Origin of the sequence: Streptomyces sp. NPDC057445, from assembly GCF_042802855.1 — a bacterium.
Lineage (GTDB): Bacteria > Actinomycetota > Actinomycetes > Streptomycetales > Streptomycetaceae > Streptomyces.
Map to the genome: position 1 here is coordinate 41,181 of NZ_JBHVDH010000029.1, position 18,860 is coordinate 60,040.

Here is an 18,860-nt window from a genome sequence, read left to right on the forward strand (position 1 = left end):
CCATGACCATAGACACTCAGACCATGCCCGCGCCCCTGGCCGACCAGGGCACCTTCCGGCGGGTCATGGGGCGCTTCCCCAGCTTCGTCACGGTCATCACCACGGAATCCGCGGCCGGCCCGGCCGGATGCACCGCCACCGCCGTACTGTCGCTGTCGCTCGCCCCGGCGAGCGTCGTCGTGTCCTTGCGTACCGAGGGGCGCACGCTCCACGACATCCGCGCCGCCGGTGCCTTCGCCGTCAACGTCCTGTCCTGGCAGCAGCGGGAGTTCGCCCAGCGGTTCGCCACCGGGGACCCCGGCCGGCGGTTCGACGGGGTCGCCCACTCGTACGTCGACGGCGTTCCGGTGCTGGACGACTGCTCGGCCACCGTCGTGTGCCGGCTGCGTAACGCCGTGGAGGTCTACGACCACACGCTGCTGATCGGCACCGCGGAACGGGCGGCCTGCGGCGCGGACACCCCGATGGTGCTGATGGACGGCCACTCGCACCGGATCTCCCGGGCCGAGTTCCCCTCCTTCTGACTCGCACGACAAACCCGAGGAGACCTCACGTGACCCCGTTCACCCGGACCGCAGCCGTGCACACGCCGGACCGGCCCGAGCTGCTGCACTCCTTCCTGCTGGCCGCGGCGGCCGTCGCTCCCGACAGTCCGGCCGTCGTCGAGTTCGTGGCCAACGGCACCACCCGGACGGTCAGCCACCACCAACTCCGGCAACTGGCACATGCCTACGCCGCCGGGCTCGACTCGCTCGGCCTCGACATCGGGGACCGGGTCGTCCTCGAGTCCGACACGTCTGCCCACGCGATCGCGATGCTCCTGGCCTGTTCGATGGCGGGCCTGCCCTTCGTGCCCGTCAGCCCGGAAACCCCCGACCAGCGGCTGCGGGCCATCATCGAGACCACCGGCGCCGCGCTGCACGTCCAGGCGGAGGGCGGCCGACGGGACGGCGTTCCGGAAGGCACCGGGACGGCGAGGTTCGGGTCCGGCGAGCTGACCGTGGAGCGGCGGCCGCGGTCGGGTCCCCGGCGGCGCGCGGAGCTGTGCCCCACCGACACCGCATACATGATCTTCACCTCCGGCACGACGGGCCGCCCCAAGGGCGTGGTGATGAGCCACCGCGCGGTCACGTCGTTCTACCGGGGGATGCTGTCCCAGGGCATCGTGGGCCCCGAGGACCGCGTCGCGACCACTTCACCGCTGCAGTTCGACTTCTCGCTGCTGGACATCGGCCTGGCGCTGGGCAGCGGAGCCGCCGTGGTGCCGGTGCCCCGCGGCCTGCTCCGCTGGCCCAGCCGGTTCCTGCGTGTGCTCGCCGACACCGGCACCACCCAGGTCAACGGCGTGCCGTCGATCTGGCGCCAGTCGCTGAAACACCTGCCGGACACGGTGGCCGGCCTCACCGGGGTGCGCGGCGTGCTGTTCTGCGGCGAGGAGTTCCCGCTGCCGGAACTGCGGCAGTTGCAGGGGCAGCTGCCGCAGGCCAGGCTGATCAACTGCTACGGGGCCACGGAATCGATGGCCTGCTCCTTCACCGATGTGCCGCGACCGCTGCCGGCGGACCTGGAGAAGCTGTCCATCGGATACGCGCACGCGGGCGCCGAGATGCTGCTCGTCGGCGAATCAGGCGGCATCGTCGGTGAGCAGGGGGCGGTGGGGGAGATCCACCTGCGCACGCCGGCCCTCTTCACCGGCTACTGGGACGATCCGCAGGCGTCGGCCGCCGCCCGGGTGCCCGATCCGGCCGAGCCTCGCTCGGGCCAACTGGTGCTGAAGACCGGTGACCTCGCCTACCGGGGACCGCACGGCGAGCTCTACTTCTGCGGCCGGGCCGACTCCCAGGTGCAGATCAGGGGCAACCGGGTGGAGCTGGGAGAGGTGGAGCGCAGGCTCCTCGAACACCCGGAGGTGGCCGAGGCCGTGCTCCTCCTTCTCGAACGAGCGGAGGCCGAACCCGTCCTCGCCGCGTGCGTGGTGGCGCGGGACGGGTCCGACTCGCTGGCGGACGGGCGGCTGACGGACTTCTGCGGCCGGACACTCCAGAGGTACATGGTGCCCGATGTGATCCACTTCTTCAGCGAGCTGCCCGTCACTCCGAACGGCAAGGTCGACCGGCGGAGCCTGGCCGCCCGGCTCACGGAGGGAGCCTGAGCCGTGCCGGAGAGACAGGACGAGCCGCCGGTCCCATGGCCGGAAGCGGCACCCGGCGAGCATGTGTATCTGAGCTACGCCTATCTCAACGCCCGTGACTACGACGCGTTCGCTTCACTCCTCGAATTGGACGCCGTTGTGAGCGTGCCGGGCGAGATGCCGGCCTGCGGCCGGGCGGCTGTGGTCGCCGCGGAAAGACGCCGGCGGTTCCGCTATTCGATCCAGGACTTGTGGATCGCCCAGGGGCGCATTGTCACCACGGGGGTTCTTTACCGGCAGGAGGGCTGCGCGCGAGGGGTGGATTTCGCCGACATCTGCATGATGTCGGCGTACGGTCTGATCGCCTCCCGCAGGACGTACATCTCGGCGAGTCCCACGGAAGGCACCCTTACATCCGGCTAGGGCCTTTCGTTCGGATCAGGGCCGGGGCGGGCCAGGGCACGCGAGCCCCGGCGGGATCCGAACGAGAGGCCCCGGGGGGCAAGTGCCCCGGCCGGTCCGGAAAGCATGCCATCGGCCCCGCTGCCGCCGGACCCCCGTGCTAACTTGACGATCAAGCGAACGCTTCGCTCGGGGGCAAGGGGGAGACGACACACCGATGCCGGGTAGAGCAGGCGATCCCACGTACCGTGTCCTCGGTCCACTGGAGATAGTGGGAGGGTCCGGCCAGGAGTGCCGAATACCTCGCGGCAGACAACAAGTCGTGCTGAGCGCACTTCTCCTCGAGGCGAACCGCATCGTCAGCACAGAAAGCCTCGTCGACGCGATCTGGGGCGACGACCCGCCGACCACCGCGCGCACTCAAATCCAGACATGTATTTCGGCGCTGAGGGCCAACCTCGCCGCCATCGGCCAGAATTCACACCTTGTCACCCGGGAGCCCGGGTACGTCATCGAGGTGTCCGAAGACCAGCTGGACGCGGCGCTTTTCGCCAAGTACCGGAAAGAGGCGCATCTCCTGGCCGAAGAGGGCCGGACGGAAGAGGCCGCGGCCCTCACCCGGAGGGCGGCCGAACTGTGGCGCGGCCCCGCGCTGAGCGGAACCAGGAGCCACAAGCTCCAGTCGATGGCCGCGCAGCTCGACGAGTACCGGCTCTTCAACCTGGAGACCCACGTCGACCTGGAACTCCAGCTCGGCCGGCACGACCAGATCATCCCCGAACTCTCCGCCCGGGTGGCCGAGTATCCGTTACGGGAAGGGCTGCGAGGCCGGCTGATGCTGGCCCTGTACCGGTCCGGCCGGCAGGCCGAGGCTCTGGAGGTCTTCCGCTCCGGCCGGCTGATCCTGGTGGAGCAGCTCGGCCTCGAGCCGGGCGACGAGCTCCGGCGGCTGGAATCCGCGATCCTGGCCGGTGACCGGGACCTGCACCTGCCCACGGACACGGCCCCGGCACCGGCCCCGGAACCCGTGCAGGTGACCCGGCCGGCGCCCCCGGAGCCGCACGAGCGGGCCGTTCCGTTCCAACTGCCGCCCGACATCGCGGACTTCACCGGGCGGACGCAGCTCATCAAGGCCGCGGAGGACCTGCTCCTGGCCGAGGACGAGCGGCGGCCCACGCCCGTCGCCGTGCTTTCCGGGCCGTCCGGGGTGGGAAAGAGCACGCTGGCCGTGCACATCGGGCACCGGCTGATGGGGGAGTTCTCCGACGGGCAGCTCTACTGCGACCTGGGCGGCACACAACCGTCGCCGGCCATGACCCTTGACGTACTCGGCCGGTTCCTGCGGGCGCTGGGCATCCCGGGCTCCCAGATCCCCGACGCGGTCGACGAGCGGGCCGAGATGTACCGCAACCTGCTGGCCGGCAAACGGATGCTCATCGTCCTCGACAACGCCTCCGGTGCGAAGCAGGTGCGCCACCTGCTGCCCGGGACCGGCAACTCCTCCGTGATCGTCACCGGGCGCTCCGGCATCACCGGCCTGCCGGGCGCGCGATTCCTTCACGTGGACGTGCTGAACGTGCGCGAGTCGACCGAGATGCTGGCCGCGGTCGTCGGCAGGGAGCGGGTGGCGGCCGAGCCCGAGGCCGCGAGAGCACTGGTGCGGATGGTGGGCCGATTACCCCTGGCACTGCGCATCATCGCCGCACGCCTGGCGGCGCGCCCCAACTGGTCACTGGAGTGGATGCTCGACCGGCTGTCCGACGAGCGGCGCCGGCTGGACGAGTTGGCCCACGGCGAGCTCGTCATCCGCTCGAGTCTCGCCCTCACCTACGACGGACTGACCGAGGACGGCCGGCGTCTTCTCCGGCTCCTGAGTCTGCAGGACGGCGGGTCCGTGCCCACCTGGGCGGCGGCGGCACTGCTGGACAGCGATCTGTTCCACGCGGACGACCTGCTGGAATCGCTTGTGGACGCCCAGATGCTGGAGGTCGTCAGCACCGGGCCCCCGGGAGAACCGCACTACAGGCTGCATTCGCTGGTGCGGCTGTTCGCCCGCGAGGAACTGGAGCGGCACCGCGAGACGGAACAGGCCGGCCCCGCGCTCACCCGCCTCGTCGGCGGCTGGCTGGCACTGGCGGACGAGGCACACCGCCGCCTGTACGGGGGTGACTTCACCATCCTGCACGGCGACGCACCACGCTGGCACCTTCCCGCCACCCGGACCGACCGCCTGCTGCGTGACCCGCTGGCCTGGCTGGAGGCCGAGCGGGCCAACCTCTGCCAGGCCGTGGACCTCGCCGCGGAGACGGGCCAGGCGGAAGCGTGCTGGGATCTGGCCGTGACGCTGGTGACGATCTTCGAGTCGCGCTGCTACTTCGACGAGTGGCAGCGCACCCACCAGAGGGCGCTGGAGGCGGTGAACAGGGCGAGGCTGGTCCGCGGCCGCGCGGCCGTCATGTGCTCGGTGGGCTCCCTGTGCCTCTCCCGGTCCCAGTTCACCGCCGCCCGCCAGGCCCTGGTGCCGGCCCTGGAGGCCTTCACCGGTCTGCGGGACACCCACGGTCTGGCGCTGGCCAGGCGCAATCTGGCCCTGCTGGCCCAGCGGCAGGGGGATGCGCGGACCGCGCTCGCGCTGCACCGTCAGGCGGTCGCGGACTTCCAGGCCGTCTCCGACCACGTGGGACAGACCAACGTGCTGGCGCATCTGGCCCGCCTCGCCCTGGACGAGGGCCGCCTCGACGACGCGGAAGAACTGCTCGGCGAGGCACTGGACGTATGCCGGTCGACCGGCAGCCGCCGCACGGAAGGCCAGGTGCGGCTGGTGATGAGCGACCTCATGCAGCGCCGTGGCCGCTATCAGGAGGCCGAGGAGCTGCTGCGCGACGTGCTGGAGCTGGTGCGCTCGCGTGGGGACATCGCGGGCGAGTCGCGCATCCTGCACCGGCTGGGCACGGTCAACGCCCGGCTGGGACGGATCGCCGACGCGCAGAGCCTGCTGCACGACGTGGTGGCCATCAGAGAGCGGATCATGGACCAGGTGGGGGCGGCGGAGGCCCGTCTGGAGCTGGCCCAGTTGGAGGCGGAGCACACCGCCCAGCTGGCCGAGTTCTCGTTCACACCGGGATGCTCGCGCGGCTGACCCGCCAGGCGTCCTGCCGCCGGACCGGCTCGCCCGTTCCTCGGCCGCGTCAGTGACCGCCACCGATCGGCCACGGGGTGTCGCTGCGGACGTCCGCCGGCGCGACCGGTGTGGGCCAGGGGGTGTCGGATGCCAGGACCCGCACCCGGCCTTCGTCCGAGGGAGCGGCACCCGTCCCGAACGAGGTGAGTGCCGCGACGGCAGTGATCAGAACGGCGGCACTGCTGATGAGATTGCTGCGCACTTGGGGCTCCTCGCTGAGTTGTGGAGGGCGGCGTGCCCATCTGTCGACAGAACGTAAGGAGCGCCACTACTCATCGGCTATCAGCCCAACACCTGATGGCCTCTCACCGTGATGCGCCGGCCGGTGCTCGATCAGTAGGGGACCGATAGGCCTCCGCCACAGGATGGCCATCGGCAAAGCAGTCCCATCCTGTACCGGAGGAGACCGGACCGTGGACACTCCTCAACTCGACGCCTTTGTGGCCGTGGTTGACATCGGCAGCTTCACCCGGGCCGCCGCACGCCTGAACCTGTCCCAGCCGACGGTCACCACCCGTGTGAAGTCGCTGGAGCAGGGCCTTGGAGTCACCCTCCTCGAACGTCTGCCGAGCGGGGTGCGACCCACCGCCGCCGGCCGGCACCTGTTGCCCTACGCACGCGAGATCATCTCGCTCACCGGACGCGCCCGCCAGGCGATCAGCTCCGACGGCCAGCCGCACGGCTGCGTCGACGTCGGAACCGTGGAGAGCCTGACGAGCTACCGGCTCCTGCCCATGGTCGAGTACCTCTACCGCCGTTACCCGAAGGTCCAGGTGTCCCTGCACGCGGGGGCCGGTACCGGCGCCATCGCGGCCGTCAGGGACGGACAACTGGACTGCGCCTTCGTCGTCGGCTCACCCGAGGAGCACGAGGGCCTGGAAACCCAGGTGTTGTGCCCCGAGCCCATGGTCCTCGTCGGAAGCCCCGGGCACCTCCTGACCAGCCGCGGCCCGGTCACCGACGACGACCTGCGCAGCACGCCGATCATCCGTGCCGACACCCGCGCCGGCTACCAGCACCAGTTCGAGCAGGCCCTCGGGCTGCTCGACGGGCCTGACCGCCCGCGCGTCTTCGACCTGGACTCGATCGACGCCGCCAAGCGCAGTGTCGCTCTCGGCATCGGCATGGCCTTCATCCCGCTGGTCTCGGTCGAGCGGGAACTCGCAGAGGGGACGCTGGCGACGATCGACTGGATGCCGCCGTTCGAGACCTGGACCCAGGTCGTCCGCCGGAAGACCAGAACCCCCAACACCGCCCTGGACGCCCTCGTGGCCGCCGCGCTGGACGTGGCCGCGGAACACGTCGACGACCGCATGCTCGCGGCCGGTTAGGTCTTTCGTCGGGATCAGGCCGGATCGGTGCGCCAGGGCACGCGAGCCCGGCAAGATCCGAACGAGAGGCCCTGGTGCTCCGACCGGAGAGACCGGCCGGCTCGCGGCGTCCCGCTGCGCCCCGCCCGGGAGGTACCCCCGGCCACGGGACTTCCCGTCGCCCTACGGCACGGGCGGTGTGCCCCGGCGACGCGGTCGGAGTCGCCCCGAGTACGCCCAGGACGACGACGATCTCCTTCGTCCTCCGTCCGGGCGGTGCCCTACCGCCTTGTGACGCCCCGCACCGGACGCCAGGAACTCCCGGCAAACGGTTCCGGACACGGCACCGGCCCTGCCGCTTCCGTGACCCACGCTTCCGTGACCCACGCTTCCGTGACCCACGCTTCCGTGACCCACGCTTCCGTGACCCACGCTTCCGTGCCCCACCCCCCGCCCGCTCCCCGTACCGAAAGAAGGCCCACGTTCATGACCGTCTCTCCCGCCGACCAGCCTCTTGCCGCCGGCCTCCCGGCTTCCGTCACCGCGAGGGTCCACGCCGCGATCACCCAGCGCCTGGGCGAGCAGCGGCTGACCCCGAGCACGGAGTTGGCCGCCATCGGCGTCGACTCGCTGCTGCTGCTTCGCATCCTCGGCGACCTCGCCGTCGACCCCACTCAGGAGATCGACCCCTACCAGCTCGCGGACGTCATCACGGTCGCGGATCTCGCGGCCTTCGTCGAGGGCTGGAACTGAGGGAGCGCGACATGAGCAGCGTCCAGGACACCGGCATCACGGAACTCACGGAACGAGCCGTCGACCTGCCGGTCACGGCTTCACAGCGCAGCCTCCTGTTCATCCAGGAGGCCATGGAGCGCAAGGACCTCTACAACATCAGCTTCCGCATCACTTTCGAAGGAGAGGCGGACCCGGACGCGCTGCGCCGCGCACTGCGTCGGCTTCTCGACGTACAGCCCACCCTGCGTACCGAGTTCACCCTCGACGGCGGCGAGACCCGCGCGCGGATCACCCGGCCCGCCGGCGTACCTCTCGACGTGAGCACGAGCCGGGCCACAGGACCGGACTGGGAGCGTCTGGTCGACGAGGAGAGCAAGCACTTCGCGACCCTCCCCGTGGACCTGCGGCAGGCACCACTGTGCCGCTTCAAGCTGCTGCTGGCACCCGGCCGCAGCGCCCTGCTGTGCAACATCCACCACTCGGTCAGCGACGGCGTCTCCATGCGTGCGTTCCTCGACGAGCTGTGTGCCGGCTACCGTCTCGCCACCGGATCACCCGCCGGGACCGCAGAACCGGACCCCGCCGAGCGTGAACGGCACCTCTCCGGTGAACTCGCCGCCCAGGTAAGGGCGACGGACGCCGCGATCGAGGCGGGCGAGGTCAAGAAGCTCGCCGCCGAGCTGGCCGGCGTACCGGCGACGACGCTCTACCAGACCCCCACCCGCCCGGTGAACACCTCTTTCGCCGGCGCGGATCTGAACCTGCTGCTCGACGCGGAGGAGCGCCACCTCGTCGAACGCACCGCGCGCGAGCTCTCCACCACGCCCTTCTGTGTCCTGCTCGCCTGCTACGCCGCGCTGCTGGGCGAGTACGCCGGTCAGGAACAGGTCGTCGTGGGCAGCCCCTTCTCCACCCGCCGCACCATCGCCTCCCACGACCTGTGCGGATTCTTCGTCAACACCCTGCCTCTCGTGCTGCCCGCCCGTGACGTCCCGTTCGACACACACTGCGCGGCCGTCACCGACGTGGTGCGCGAGGCCAAGCGCTACCAGGCGATCCCCTTCGACGCGCTGGTCGCGCAGGCCTCACCCGAGCGCACCACCAACCGCAACCCGCTCTTCCAGTGCATGTTCGCGATGCAGGACGAGCTGCGCACGCGGATCGACCTCGATGAGGGACTCCACGGAAAGGTCGAGTTCGTCTCCCAGCAGGCCGCCCGTTTCGACCTCTGGCTGGGCGCCACGCCCGTGGAGGAGGGCCTGCTGATCGAGGTCGAGTACGACAAGGACCTGCTTCCCGCCTCGTACGCGGAGCGGTTCCTCGGCGAGTACCGGCAGCTGCTGCTGCGTGCCGCCCGCAGCCCCCGAACCTCTCTGACGGAGCTCGTGGCCGGTCTCGACACCCGTACCGTCCCGGAGTTCAGGCGGAGCGACGAGGCCCGTACGGACGCGGACGGCGGACTCGTCGGCCTGGTGCTCGACGCCGCTCGCCGCCACCCCGAGAAGCTCGCGGTCACCGACCCCCACGGGACCGGCCTGACGTACCGGGAACTGGTGGACCGCACGGCACGGGCGGCGGCCGGGCTCCACGGCCGCGGCGTGCGACGCGGGCATGTGGTCGCCGTGGTGCCGGACACCCTCGCGGACACCGTGGTGTCCATGCTGGCGATCCTCTGGTGCGGTGCCACCTACCTGCCGGTCGACACCACCCTCCCGGCGGACCGCCTGAGCTACATGATCAGTCACTCGGGCTGCACCCTTGTCATCGGATCACGATCCGTGGTGCCCGGCGAGCCGGAGCGGACGACGGTCACCGCACTCCAGGAGGCAGGCGGCGCGGCGCAGGCCGCCCCGTCGCTGCCGGACGGAACCGCCCCCGTCTACATCATGTTCACGTCCGGATCCACCGGACGCCCCAAGGGCGTCCTCATGGGGCAGCCCGCCCTGGTCAATCTGCTGCACTGGCAGACCGACGAGCTCCGCATGGGCCCGGACACACGGTTCCTCCAGTTCGCGCCGCTCGGCTTCGACGTCTCCTACCAGGAGATCTTCCCCACCCTCGCCGCCGGCGGCACCGTCCACGGGCTCGGCGCCGTGGACCGTCGCGACCTCGCTCAGGTCGCCACCCTGGTCGAGGACCAGCACCTGACCCACGTCTACCTGCCGGTCGCCGTACTCGGCGCCTTCGCCGACGCCGTCCACGAAGGAGGCCACTCGCTCGAAGCCGTCGGCCACATCTGCGTATCGGGCGAACAGCTCCACCTGGACAGCCGCTCCCGGCGGCTCCTCGACGCCCACGACCGGCTCACGCTGGTCAACCTCTACGGGCCCACCGAGACGCACGCCGTGACCTACCACGTCCTGCCCGGAGGCCCCCTCGAGCGGCCCTCCCACGTCCCGATCGGTGGCACGCTGCCCGGCGTCGACACGTACCTGCTCGACCGGCACGGCCGCCAGGTGCCGCCCGGTGCCGTCGGCGAGCTCTACTTCGGGGGCGTCTGCCCCGCGGACGGCTACGTCAACGACCCCGAGCGCACCGGGGCCGCGTTCCTGCCCGCCCCCAGCGGGACGGGACGCGTCTACCGGACCGGTGACCTCGCGATGCTCGCGGAGGACGGCGCGCTCGTCTTCCTCGGCCGCCGGGACTCCCAGGTCAAGCTGCGCGGTCACCGTATCGAGCTCGGCGAGTTGGAAACCGCGTCGGAGAAGCTGACGAACGTCAAGGCCGCTGCCGCCGCGATCCACGGAACGGGTGAACAGGCAGCGCTGTGCCTCTTCGTCCTGCCGGCACCGGGGGCGGTGGTGGACACGAGGGAACTGCGCGACGCCCTCCAGCAGGAGCTGCCCGCGTACATGATCCCGCGTCATGTCCTGGCCATCGACACGATGCCACTGACGGACAACGGCAAGATCGACCGCAAGAACCTGGTCGGCCGATTCGCCGCAGGCGAGTTCGCCGGGGCAGAGGCCCGCGGGACGGCCGGCACCTGGGCACCGACACCGACCGAGGCACTGATCCGGGAGATGTGGACGCAGTTGCTCGGCAACGAACCGGCCGGTGCCGACGAGTCGTTCTTCCTGCTCGGCGGCAACTCCTTCGACGTGCTGCGGCTGCTGAGGTCGGTGGAGGAGCGCACCGGCACGCGCGTCCCGGTCGTCGAGTTCTTCCGCGCCCCCACCATCCGCGCGCTGGCCGGCCATGTCGACGCACCGGGCCGCTCTGGCGGCGACAACGCCCACGGTGGTCACTGACCCCGCCCTCTCACCGACAACGGAGCCACACATGACCACTGTCATCGACCTGATCGAGGCGAACGTCCAGCGCCACCCCGACAAGACCGCCCTTCTGTGCGGCGAGGACCGCGTCACCTACCGGCAGCTGTGGAACGGGGCGACCGACGTCGCCGACCGGCTGCTGGACCACGGCTGCTCCCGCGGCGACACGGTCGCGCTGGTAGGGCCGGGGAACGCCGAGTTCATGATCGCCGCGCTCGGTGCCTGGCTCTCGGGCGCCTCGTGGGTCCCCATCGACGCCCGGCTGCCCGAGGAGCGCATCCGGTACGTTCTCGACGACGCGGACGCCAAGGTCGTCCTCGCCACCGGCGGCACCGGGGTCGAGACCGGTCTGCCCACGGAACGAATCACCCTGGGACCGCCGACCGCGGCCCCCGGCCGGGAGGAGCGCCTCCGCCCCCACCGCGCCCGTGCCGACGACCTTGCCTACCTCATCTACACCTCCGGATCCACCGGCCTCCCCAAGGGCGTGGCCGTCGGCCACCACGGCCTGGCGGTCCACCTCCTGGGAACGCTGGAGGCCTACCGCCTCACGCCCGACGACGTCCTGCTCTCCTTCGCGTCGCCCAGCTTCGATGCGGCGGTCGAGGAGATGTGGGCACCGGTGACCGGGGGCGGGACCGTGCTGCTGCGCGGTCCCGCCCTCTGGACGGGCCGACAGCTCTTCGAACGGGTCCGCGCACACCAGGTCACGTACGTCTCCTGCACCACCGCCTACTTCGAAGCGTTCTTCGGCGAGGCACTGTCCACCGACGACATCGCCGCACTCGCATCGCTGCGCGGCATCATCTTCGGAGGCGAGGCGGTGAATCCCACCGTCGTGCGCCACTGGGCCAACGGTCCGCTCGGCTCGGTACCCGTGTGCAACACCTACGGCCCCACAGAGGCGATCGTCACCGCCACCCTGTACTGGATCGAACAGGGCTGGCAGGGCGAGCGGGTGCCGATCGGGCACTGCCTGCCCGGACACGTCTCCGTCGTACTGGACGCCGAAGGCGACGAGGTCACCGACGGCGAGAGCGGAGAGCTCCATCTCGGCGGACCCTGCGTCGCCGAGGGATACCTCGGCCGGCCCGATCTGACCGAGCAGCGCTTCGTCGAACTCCCCGGCCGGGACGGCATCTACTACCGCACCGGTGACCTCGTCGCCCTCCAGGACGGTGAACTGCTCTTCCTCGGCCGGGCCGACCGCCAGGTCAAGATACGGGGCTTCCGCATCGAACTGGAGGAGATCGAGGTCGCCCTGTGCAACCTCGATCCGGTACGCAACGCCGTCGTGGACGTCGAGCAGCGGCCCGACGGCGGCGACCGCCTCGTCGCCCACGTGGTGCCGCTCGACCCCGCTGACCGCGGGACACCGGACGGCTTCCGTGCCGCTCTGCGCACAGCCCTCGGCAGGACGCTGCCGGACTACATGGTCCCCGCCGAGTTCAGGATCCACGCCGAACTGCCGCTGGGGGTCACCGGGAAGGTGGACCGTGCGAAGGTGCTGACGGAAGCCGGAAACGCTGTATGAGACCCGGACACGCCGGGTTCCCGCCGTACGTCGAGGCAGGGCCCGGCGTCTGGGTGGCCCTGGCCCGTACCCCGCTCGACGGGACCCTTGCCCACCGGCTGACGCCCGGGGACCGGGCCGACGCCCGGCGGCTGCCTCCGCGCCGGGGCGCCGAACGACTCGGCGCCCGCGGCCTGTTGCGCGCCCTGCTGGCCATCCGCTTCCCCGAAGCCGCCACCGCCGACGTCGCCTACGAACCGTCGGGCCGGCCATGGCTCCTGGGTCACCCACGCCTCGGCGTCAGTGTCAGCCACGGTGACGGTGCGTACACGGCCTGCGTCGCGCTCGACCGCGCGGTCGGTGTCGACGTACAGCCCCCGCCACCCGACGTGGAGGACCCGCTGCTGCGGTGGTGCGCCCCCGGGCGGCGGCAAGAACTCACCACGCTTTCACCACAGGACAGAGCCACCGAGTTCGCGTGGATGTGGACCGTCAAGGAGGCCTGCGGCAAGGCCCTCGGCACCGGTGTGGCAGGCCCGGCCCTCACCCTCGACATCCCGCGTGGAGCGCGACGCGGGGCGTGGGGCCCGTACCGCTGGGTGAGCCTGCGGGAGCACTCGCCGATACCCCTGAGCTGCGCCTTCAGCAGCGTCACGAGAGGAAGACCCAGGTGAACGACCAGCGTTGGCTGCAGCCCTTCGCGACCGGCCGACGAGGCGGCGAACCGCCGCTCGCCCGGCTGGTGTGCCTGCCGCACGCGGGCGGGTCCCCGTCCTTCTTCCGGGACTGGCCCCGCCACCTGGACCCGCGGATCGAAGCGACGGCCGTCTGCTATCCCGGCCGCAACGACCGCTTCGGGGACCCTGTCGTGACCGGCATGGAGGAGATGGCGCGACAACTGGCGGCCGTGCTCGCTCCCCTCCGGGACCGTCCGCTGTGGCTCTTCGGCCACAGCATGGGCGCCGCGATCGGATACGAGACCGCCCGCCTGCTGCTCCACGTCCACGGGGTGCGTCCCGCCGGGCTCTTCGTCAGCGGATTCCCGCCGCCGCACCGGCTCGAAGCCCGCGCCGTCCACCTCCAGGGTGACGACGCCATCGTCGCCGACGTCCTCGACATGGGCGCCGCCGAAAGCGCCCTCCTGGCCGAGCCGGAGTTCCGCGAGCTGCTGCTGCCCGCCTTCCGGGCCGACTACGAACTCATCGAGACCTACAGGCCGGCCGACGCCGAGCCCCTCGACGTGCCGCTCACGGTCTGTTACGGCACGGCCGACGAGGACGCCGCCACGTGGGCCGGCGAGTGGGCGCGCCACTCGTCCCGGTACGCGGGCCCGCTCGCCTTCCCCGGCGGGCACTTCTACCTCCAGGACGCCGCGCCCCAGTTGCTGGCCGACCTCTCGCACCGCATCCTGACCGCAGCCAAGGGAGAGGACTGACCCCGGATGACGACCACGAGCCCCGTCCGTCCCTGGCTGCTGACCGGCCCACCGACGCCAGGGGCGCCGCCGCCCGGCGCGCTCAGGCTCTACTGCTTCCCACACGCCGGCGGGAACCCCGCGGAGTATCTTCGCTGGGCCGCGCGGCTGCCGGGTGTCGAACTCCACGCGGTCCAGTTGCCCGGTCGCGGAATCCGCCATCAGGAGCCCGACGCCACCGACATCGACGCACTCGTCGCCGACTTCCTCGCCGACGTCGCCCTGACGGGCCGCTACGCCTTCTTCGGGCACAGCCTCGGCGCGCTCATCGCCTACGAGATCACCAGGGCCCTGCGGGACGCCGGACGGCACCTCCCCGAGGGTCTCGTCGTCTCCGCCTTCCCGGCCCCCCACCTTCCCCGGCCGGCCACGCGACTGCACACCCTCTCCGACGACCTGCTCCTACGAGCGGTGGCCCGTCGGCACGGTGGCATCCCGCCGGAGATTCTGGAGTCCCGGCACATGCGTGCCGTGGTGGCGGCGCCTCTCCGCGCGGACCTGCGCCTGGCCGAGACCTATCGCCACCGGTCCGGCGTGCCCTTGCCGGTGCCGCTGACCGTGTTCGCCGGCGACCATGACCGTATGACGGAAAGCGACCTGGCTGCTTGGCAGGATCACACCACCGAGCCGGTCACCGTCCGGACGTTCCTCGGTGGGCACTTCTATTTCCGCGACGACGACACCCACGTGCTGCCGTCCCTGAACGAGGTCCTCGGCGTGGCCCGGGGCACGCAGACGCACCGGCCGCAGAACGTGCAGGTGTCCACCGTCGGGGCTCTGACGTGTTCCGAAGAGGGCGAGGAGGAGCACGCCGGCTGCCCAGGGTGATGGGGCCGGTCGTGCCATGTGGTTCCGAGCGCCGGGGCCCGCACGGGGGAGTGTCACCCGATCGGGCGATGCTGTCGGCGACGTCGGAATCGGGACCATCGGCCGTCGGCGGGCCGTTCGACGTGGGGTGGTGAGAAGCGGTCCGGGGAGGCGGATGGAGGGGCCCGCCCCGGTGACGTGAAACGCGCCGTCGGCGGGCAGCCGGCGGCGTTCTGCCTTCCCGCGGCGCTCTTGCAGCCGCGGGGGCGGACGCGTCGCCGCGGCTCGCGGCTCGCGGCTCGGCGGCCCTGAGTCGCGCTGCTCCCTGATCGGCGCGTGACAGCGCCTGTAGGTCCGGATCCGCGCGCTGCTCGCGGACGCCGGGGGACGTCCTCGCATTCGTGCTGGGCGTACCCGGGCGACTGACGACAACGCCGCGAGGTACGGCGCCTGGGCACGCGAGCCCGGCAGGATCCGAACGAGAGGCGCCAGGCACAACGGAGCGCAGCGGCCGCACCAGCGGGCCGGCGCAGGGCGGCCTCCGACTGCCGCGGCCGGTACGAACCCTTACCCGGTGCGCGGCCGGGAAGCCGTCCCACAGGGCTGCCCCGTCCGCTTCCCGGCCCTGGGCCCCGGGATTCCCGTCGGCGGACTCGACGCATTTGCGTGGGACGCGCACGGCATCCGAGAGAGTCGTTCCGTTCCCGACCGCACAAGCCCTGCGTGAATGCCGTCCCTTATGCCAAGCCGTGGCGGACCGCAACACAGATGTGTGCTTCGGTCAGCGGATTGGCGGGATTCTCTTCGAGTAACTTCACGGGTTATTTCTTCTGTGAAATACGGGAGCGGCAAAGCCGCAGCCCGGGCGGAACGGATGCTTTCTCTTTTGCCTACCCTATGTACGCCGGGCATCCCGCGACCTCACTGAGTGTGGCCGATCCACGGACCCGTCGAAGTGTGATGCACGGCACATCTCGGCCGTCTCGCCGCAGGGCAAAAGCCGCATCGAGCGTGAAACTGCTCGCGGAAGTAATGATTCAGTCATCAGGATTCCCGTACTTGTACATTGCCTTTGAATTACCAGCGCTTGACCTGCGTCTGTAGGTATTCGTAGCCTCCTCGCCATACCTCGCACCGTTGACCGAAAGTGCGCCTGCGCCTCGAACTGACTCACCCAGGGGGAAACACGTGTACGACGTCATTGTTGTGGGTGCCCGCTGCGCCGGATCTCCGGTTGCGATGCTCCTGGCACGGCAGGGACACCGGGTTCTCGCGGTGGACAGGGCTTCCTTTCCCAGCGACACGGTATCGACCCACTACATTCATCAGGCGGGACTCCTGCGGCTCCAGGGCTGGGGCCTTCTTGACGAGGTCGTAGCCGCGAAGACCCCGGCGATCAGGAAGATGCACTACTCGTACCGGGGCATCGACCTCAACGGGTTCGCCGAACCCGTGGACGGGATCGACGCCGTGTACTGCCCGCGCCGCACCGTGCTCGACGAGATCCTGGTCAACGCCGCCCGCCGGGCCGGCGCCGAGGTCATCGAGGGGTTCACCGTATCCGACCTGATCTTCTCCGACGGCCGTGTGACCGGTATCCGCGGACGAGAGGGAGAAGGACCGGAGCAGGAGTTCCGCGCGGCCCTGGTCGTCGGCGCCGACGGCTTCCACTCCACGGTCGCCAAGAAGGTCGGTGCGGAGCTGTACAACGTGCGCCCCGCGGCCGGATTCATCTACTACTCGTACTACAGCGGCCTGGACTGGGGCCTGCACCACAAGACCGGGTTCAACGAGCAGTGGTTCGGCACCTGGCCGACGAACGACGGTCTGAGCATGCTGGCCACCATCTGCACCCGGCGCCGGCTCAAGGAGTTCCGCCAGGACGTCGAGGCCCGCTTCCAGGCCGTCTTCGACGACGTCTCCCCGGAGATGGGCGCGCAGCTGCGTGAACAGGGCCGGCGTGAGGAGGACTTCAAGCCCATGCGCTACCCGGACAACTACTACCGCCGTGCGTACGGCCCGGGTTGGGCGCTCGTGGGCGACGCCGGCTACCACAAGGACCCCTACACGGGATGGGGCATCACGGACGCCTTCGTCCACGGAGAGCTCCTCGCCGACCGCATCCACGAAGGTCTGTCCGGCGACCGGCCGATGGAGGAGGCGCTGGCCGAGTACAACAAGGTCCGCGACGAGGAGAGTGCGGGCGTCTACGACTTCACCACCACGCTCGGCGAACTCACCGAACTCCCGCCGTTCTTCGAGACCACGATGGCCGCGATGAGCACGAGCCAGGAGTGGACCAACAAGATGCTCGGCCTGATCGGCGGAGTCGTCGAGGACCACGAGATCTACTCGCCGGATGCGCTCGAGCGTCTCTACGACGACGCGGGGGTTCCGCAGGAGAAGCGGATCTACGACCCGACCGCCTGACCGGACCGCCCGCCCCGGCCGCCTGATGCGGTCGGTGCTGCGGCCCCGAGCGGCCGGCGGCACGCGCCGGGGCGGGGCGTCCTACGCCCTGCCGCCGTCGGCGCCTGTCGCGCCCCGCTGCGTACAGGCCGCGTTCCCTCAGAGCCCGCTGCCGTGACACCGCGGAGCCCCGGGGTGCCCGCCGCGGCGTCCTCCGGGCGGTCGTGCCCCGGTGGATCCGCAGCCACCCACTCCCCGGTCGTCCCACCGTTCCCCGGTCCCCGGGCATCGGGCCGTCCACTCCTACGCCCCGTGGCCCGGGGCGATCGGCACTCGGTCACCGCATTCCATGCACCTCACCCATGAGGGAGCCCAGCAGATGACGCGCGCGTCCAGCATGTTCGATCTCATCAGTGAGCAGGGCGAGGAGAGGCCCTACTTCGAGACAGGCGGTATCGGCAGGTCACACGAGTTCTACACCGGCGAGGAGCAGCACCGGCGGGAGATGTCCCGTATCTACGGCCGCCGCTGGCTGCCGGTGGACCATGTGTCCCGGCTGAAGGAGAAGGGCGCCTACAGCACCCTGAACATCGGCACCGGCTCCGTCCTGATCATCCACGGCGACAACGGGATCCAGGCGTACCACAACTACTGCCGGCACCGGGGCTACAAGCTCGTGGAGGAGTCCACCGGCAAGCGTCAGAGCCTGGTCTGCCTCTACCACTGCTGGGTGTACGACCGCAACGGCAAGCTCAAGAGCCTCAACGGCACCTACTTCGACCACTTCTTCGAGAAGGAGAAGAACGGGCTGCTGCCCGTACGCACCGAGATCCGCCACGGAGTCGTGTTCATCAGCTTCTCCGACGACGCCCCCGACCTCGACGTGTCCCTGGGCGAGTTCGGCGAGTTCGCGCGTGTCTATGAGCTCGCCGAGCTGGAGTGCGTGCAGGCGAAGGACTATCCGGTCGCCTCCAACTGGAAACTCGTCGCGCACAACGTCAACGAGAGTCTGCACTTCCCCACGGCACACAAGGACCTCCACCGCATCACCGACTTCGACGACGCCGGCACCTATGACCTCAAGGGCGACATCGTCGGGGCCTGGCAGTCGATCCGCGGCGGCTACAACTCCGTTTCCATGACGGGGCGCAGCCGGCGCTCGCCGATTCCGCTCGTGCCCGACGGGGACCGGCAGAAGATCAACTGGATCACCATCCTGCCCAACCTGCTGTTCGGCTTCACCGCCGACTACGTGATGATGCAGTGGGTCTGGCCCGAGAGCCCCGGCACCTGCTACGTCCGCCACTTCTGGCTTTTCCACCCCTCGGAGACCGCCAAGAGCGACTTCTCCCACGAGGCCGTGTTCGCGCTGTGGGACAAGGCGAACTACGAGGACTGGGAGATGTGCGAGCGCACACACCGCGGTCTGTCGAACCCGATGTGGACCCCCGGACAGCTCTCCCTCGACGAGGAAGTCGTCTCCCAGATCGACGCCTGGGTCGCCGCCGAGACCGCGGACACGGAGCGGACCGCGGATACGGAGCGGACCGCGGACACCGCGCGGACCGCGACGAGCGCGGCCCCGGCCCTGCACACCGGGCCCGCAGAGGCCCAGGGGTGAGC

The 18,860-nt window shown here is 70.5% G+C and carries 14 protein-coding genes; 13 read left to right on the forward strand and 1 reads right to left on the reverse strand.

All coding sequences use genetic code 11. From position 1 onward, the window contains the following. The first annotated feature begins 2 nt into the window (after nt 1–2). The 4 genes from ACFU5O_RS34320 (at nt 3) to ACFU5O_RS34335 (ending at nt 5,672) form a co-directional block, all read left to right on the forward strand. Nucleotides 3–524: a flavin reductase family protein gene (locus ACFU5O_RS34320; RefSeq protein ID WP_384246389.1), complete on the forward strand. Its 522-nt coding sequence runs from the start codon at nt 3–5 to the stop codon at nt 522–524. Nucleotides 525–553: 29 nt separating this feature from the next. Next, on the forward strand, nt 554–2,152 hold the full coding sequence (locus ACFU5O_RS34325) for an AMP-binding protein (RefSeq protein ID WP_384246390.1): 1,599 nt from the start codon (nt 554–556) through the stop codon (nt 2,150–2,152). Nucleotides 2,153–2,155: 3 nt separating this feature from the next. Next, complete coding sequence (locus ACFU5O_RS34330; RefSeq protein ID WP_384246391.1) at nt 2,156–2,554, forward strand: hypothetical protein; 399 nt, start codon at nt 2,156–2,158, stop codon at nt 2,552–2,554. Nucleotides 2,555–2,855: 301 nt separating this feature from the next. Further along, nucleotides 2,856–5,672 (forward strand): BTAD domain-containing putative transcriptional regulator, encoded by a 2,817-nt coding sequence (locus tag ACFU5O_RS34335; RefSeq protein WP_384246393.1) that lies wholly within the window; start codon nt 2,856–2,858, stop codon nt 5,670–5,672. A 49-nt stretch (nt 5,673–5,721) separates the two neighbouring features. Here the strand turns inward: ACFU5O_RS34335 and ACFU5O_RS34340 are convergent, their stop codons facing one another. Continuing rightward, the gene (locus tag ACFU5O_RS34340; protein WP_384246395.1) at nt 5,722–5,916 is read right to left on the reverse strand and encodes a hypothetical protein; all 195 of its coding nucleotides are present in this window, start codon (nt 5,914–5,916) and stop codon (nt 5,722–5,724) included. Between the two features lie 211 nt (nt 5,917–6,127). Here ACFU5O_RS34340 and ACFU5O_RS34345 point away from each other — a divergent pair, with 211 nt between their 5' ends. The 9 genes from ACFU5O_RS34345 to ACFU5O_RS34385 all read left to right on the forward strand — a co-directional run bounded on the left by ACFU5O_RS34345 (nt 6,128) and on the right by ACFU5O_RS34385 (nt 18,858). Then, the gene (locus tag ACFU5O_RS34345) at nt 6,128–7,045 is read left to right on the forward strand and encodes a LysR family transcriptional regulator (protein ID WP_384246396.1); all 918 of its coding nucleotides are present in this window, start codon (nt 6,128–6,130) and stop codon (nt 7,043–7,045) included. Nucleotides 7,046–7,510: 465 nt separating this feature from the next. Continuing rightward, entirely contained in the window at nt 7,511–7,777 is a 267-nt protein-coding gene (locus ACFU5O_RS34350; RefSeq protein WP_384246397.1) for a phosphopantetheine-binding protein, read from the forward strand. 11 nt (nt 7,778–7,788) lie between these two features. Continuing rightward, complete coding sequence (locus ACFU5O_RS34355) at nt 7,789–11,010, forward strand: amino acid adenylation domain-containing protein (protein ID WP_384246399.1); 3,222 nt, start codon at nt 7,789–7,791, stop codon at nt 11,008–11,010. 31 nt (nt 11,011–11,041) lie between these two features. Beyond that, nucleotides 11,042–12,568 carry an amino acid adenylation domain-containing protein gene (locus ACFU5O_RS34360; protein WP_384246401.1) on the forward strand — a complete coding sequence of 509 codons (1,527 nt, stop codon included), beginning with the start codon at nt 11,042–11,044 and terminating at the stop codon, nt 12,566–12,568. Beyond that, complete coding sequence (locus ACFU5O_RS34365; RefSeq protein WP_384246402.1) at nt 12,565–13,221, forward strand: 4'-phosphopantetheinyl transferase family protein; 657 nt, start codon at nt 12,565–12,567, stop codon at nt 13,219–13,221. The genes ACFU5O_RS34360 and ACFU5O_RS34365 overlap by 4 nt, the downstream gene beginning before the upstream one ends. Beyond that, nucleotides 13,218–13,982 carry a thioesterase II family protein gene (locus ACFU5O_RS34370; protein WP_384246404.1) on the forward strand — a complete coding sequence of 255 codons (765 nt, stop codon included), beginning with the start codon at nt 13,218–13,220 and terminating at the stop codon, nt 13,980–13,982. The genes ACFU5O_RS34365 and ACFU5O_RS34370 overlap by 4 nt, the downstream gene beginning before the upstream one ends. A gap of 6 nt (nt 13,983–13,988) precedes the next feature. Then, nucleotides 13,989–14,849 (forward strand): thioesterase II family protein, encoded by an 861-nt coding sequence (locus tag ACFU5O_RS34375; protein WP_384246405.1) that lies wholly within the window; start codon nt 13,989–13,991, stop codon nt 14,847–14,849. Between the two features lie 1,167 nt (nt 14,850–16,016). Further along, nucleotides 16,017–17,258, forward strand: coding sequence for an NAD(P)/FAD-dependent oxidoreductase (locus tag ACFU5O_RS34380; RefSeq protein ID WP_384246406.1), 1,242 nt, complete (start codon nt 16,017–16,019; stop codon nt 17,256–17,258). Between the two features lie 358 nt (nt 17,259–17,616). After that, nucleotides 17,617–18,858, forward strand: a complete 1,242-nt coding sequence (locus ACFU5O_RS34385) for an SRPBCC family protein (RefSeq protein ID WP_384246408.1) — start codon at nt 17,617–17,619, stop codon at nt 18,856–18,858. The last annotated feature ends 2 nt before the right edge of the window (nt 18,859–18,860 follow it).

Bases quoted from the DNA above. Each gene is read 5' to 3' on its own strand.
- ACFU5O_RS34365 (WP_384246402.1), top strand. From the start codon at position 12,565: ATGAGACCCGGACACGCCGGGTTCCCGCCGTACGTCGAGGCAGGGCCC.
- ACFU5O_RS34320 (WP_384246389.1), top strand. From the start codon at position 3: ATGACCATAGACACTCAGACCATGCCCGCGCCCCTGGCCGACCAGGGC.
- ACFU5O_RS34385 (WP_384246408.1), top strand. From the start codon at position 17,617: ATGACGCGCGCGTCCAGCATGTTCGATCTCATCAGTGAGCAGGGCGAG.
- ACFU5O_RS34350 (WP_384246397.1), top strand. From the start codon at position 7,511: ATGACCGTCTCTCCCGCCGACCAGCCTCTTGCCGCCGGCCTCCCGGCT.
- ACFU5O_RS34355 (WP_384246399.1), top strand. From the start codon at position 7,789: ATGAGCAGCGTCCAGGACACCGGCATCACGGAACTCACGGAACGAGCC.
- ACFU5O_RS34360 (WP_384246401.1), top strand. From the start codon at position 11,042: ATGACCACTGTCATCGACCTGATCGAGGCGAACGTCCAGCGCCACCCC.
- ACFU5O_RS34375 (WP_384246405.1), top strand. From the start codon at position 13,989: ATGACGACCACGAGCCCCGTCCGTCCCTGGCTGCTGACCGGCCCACCG.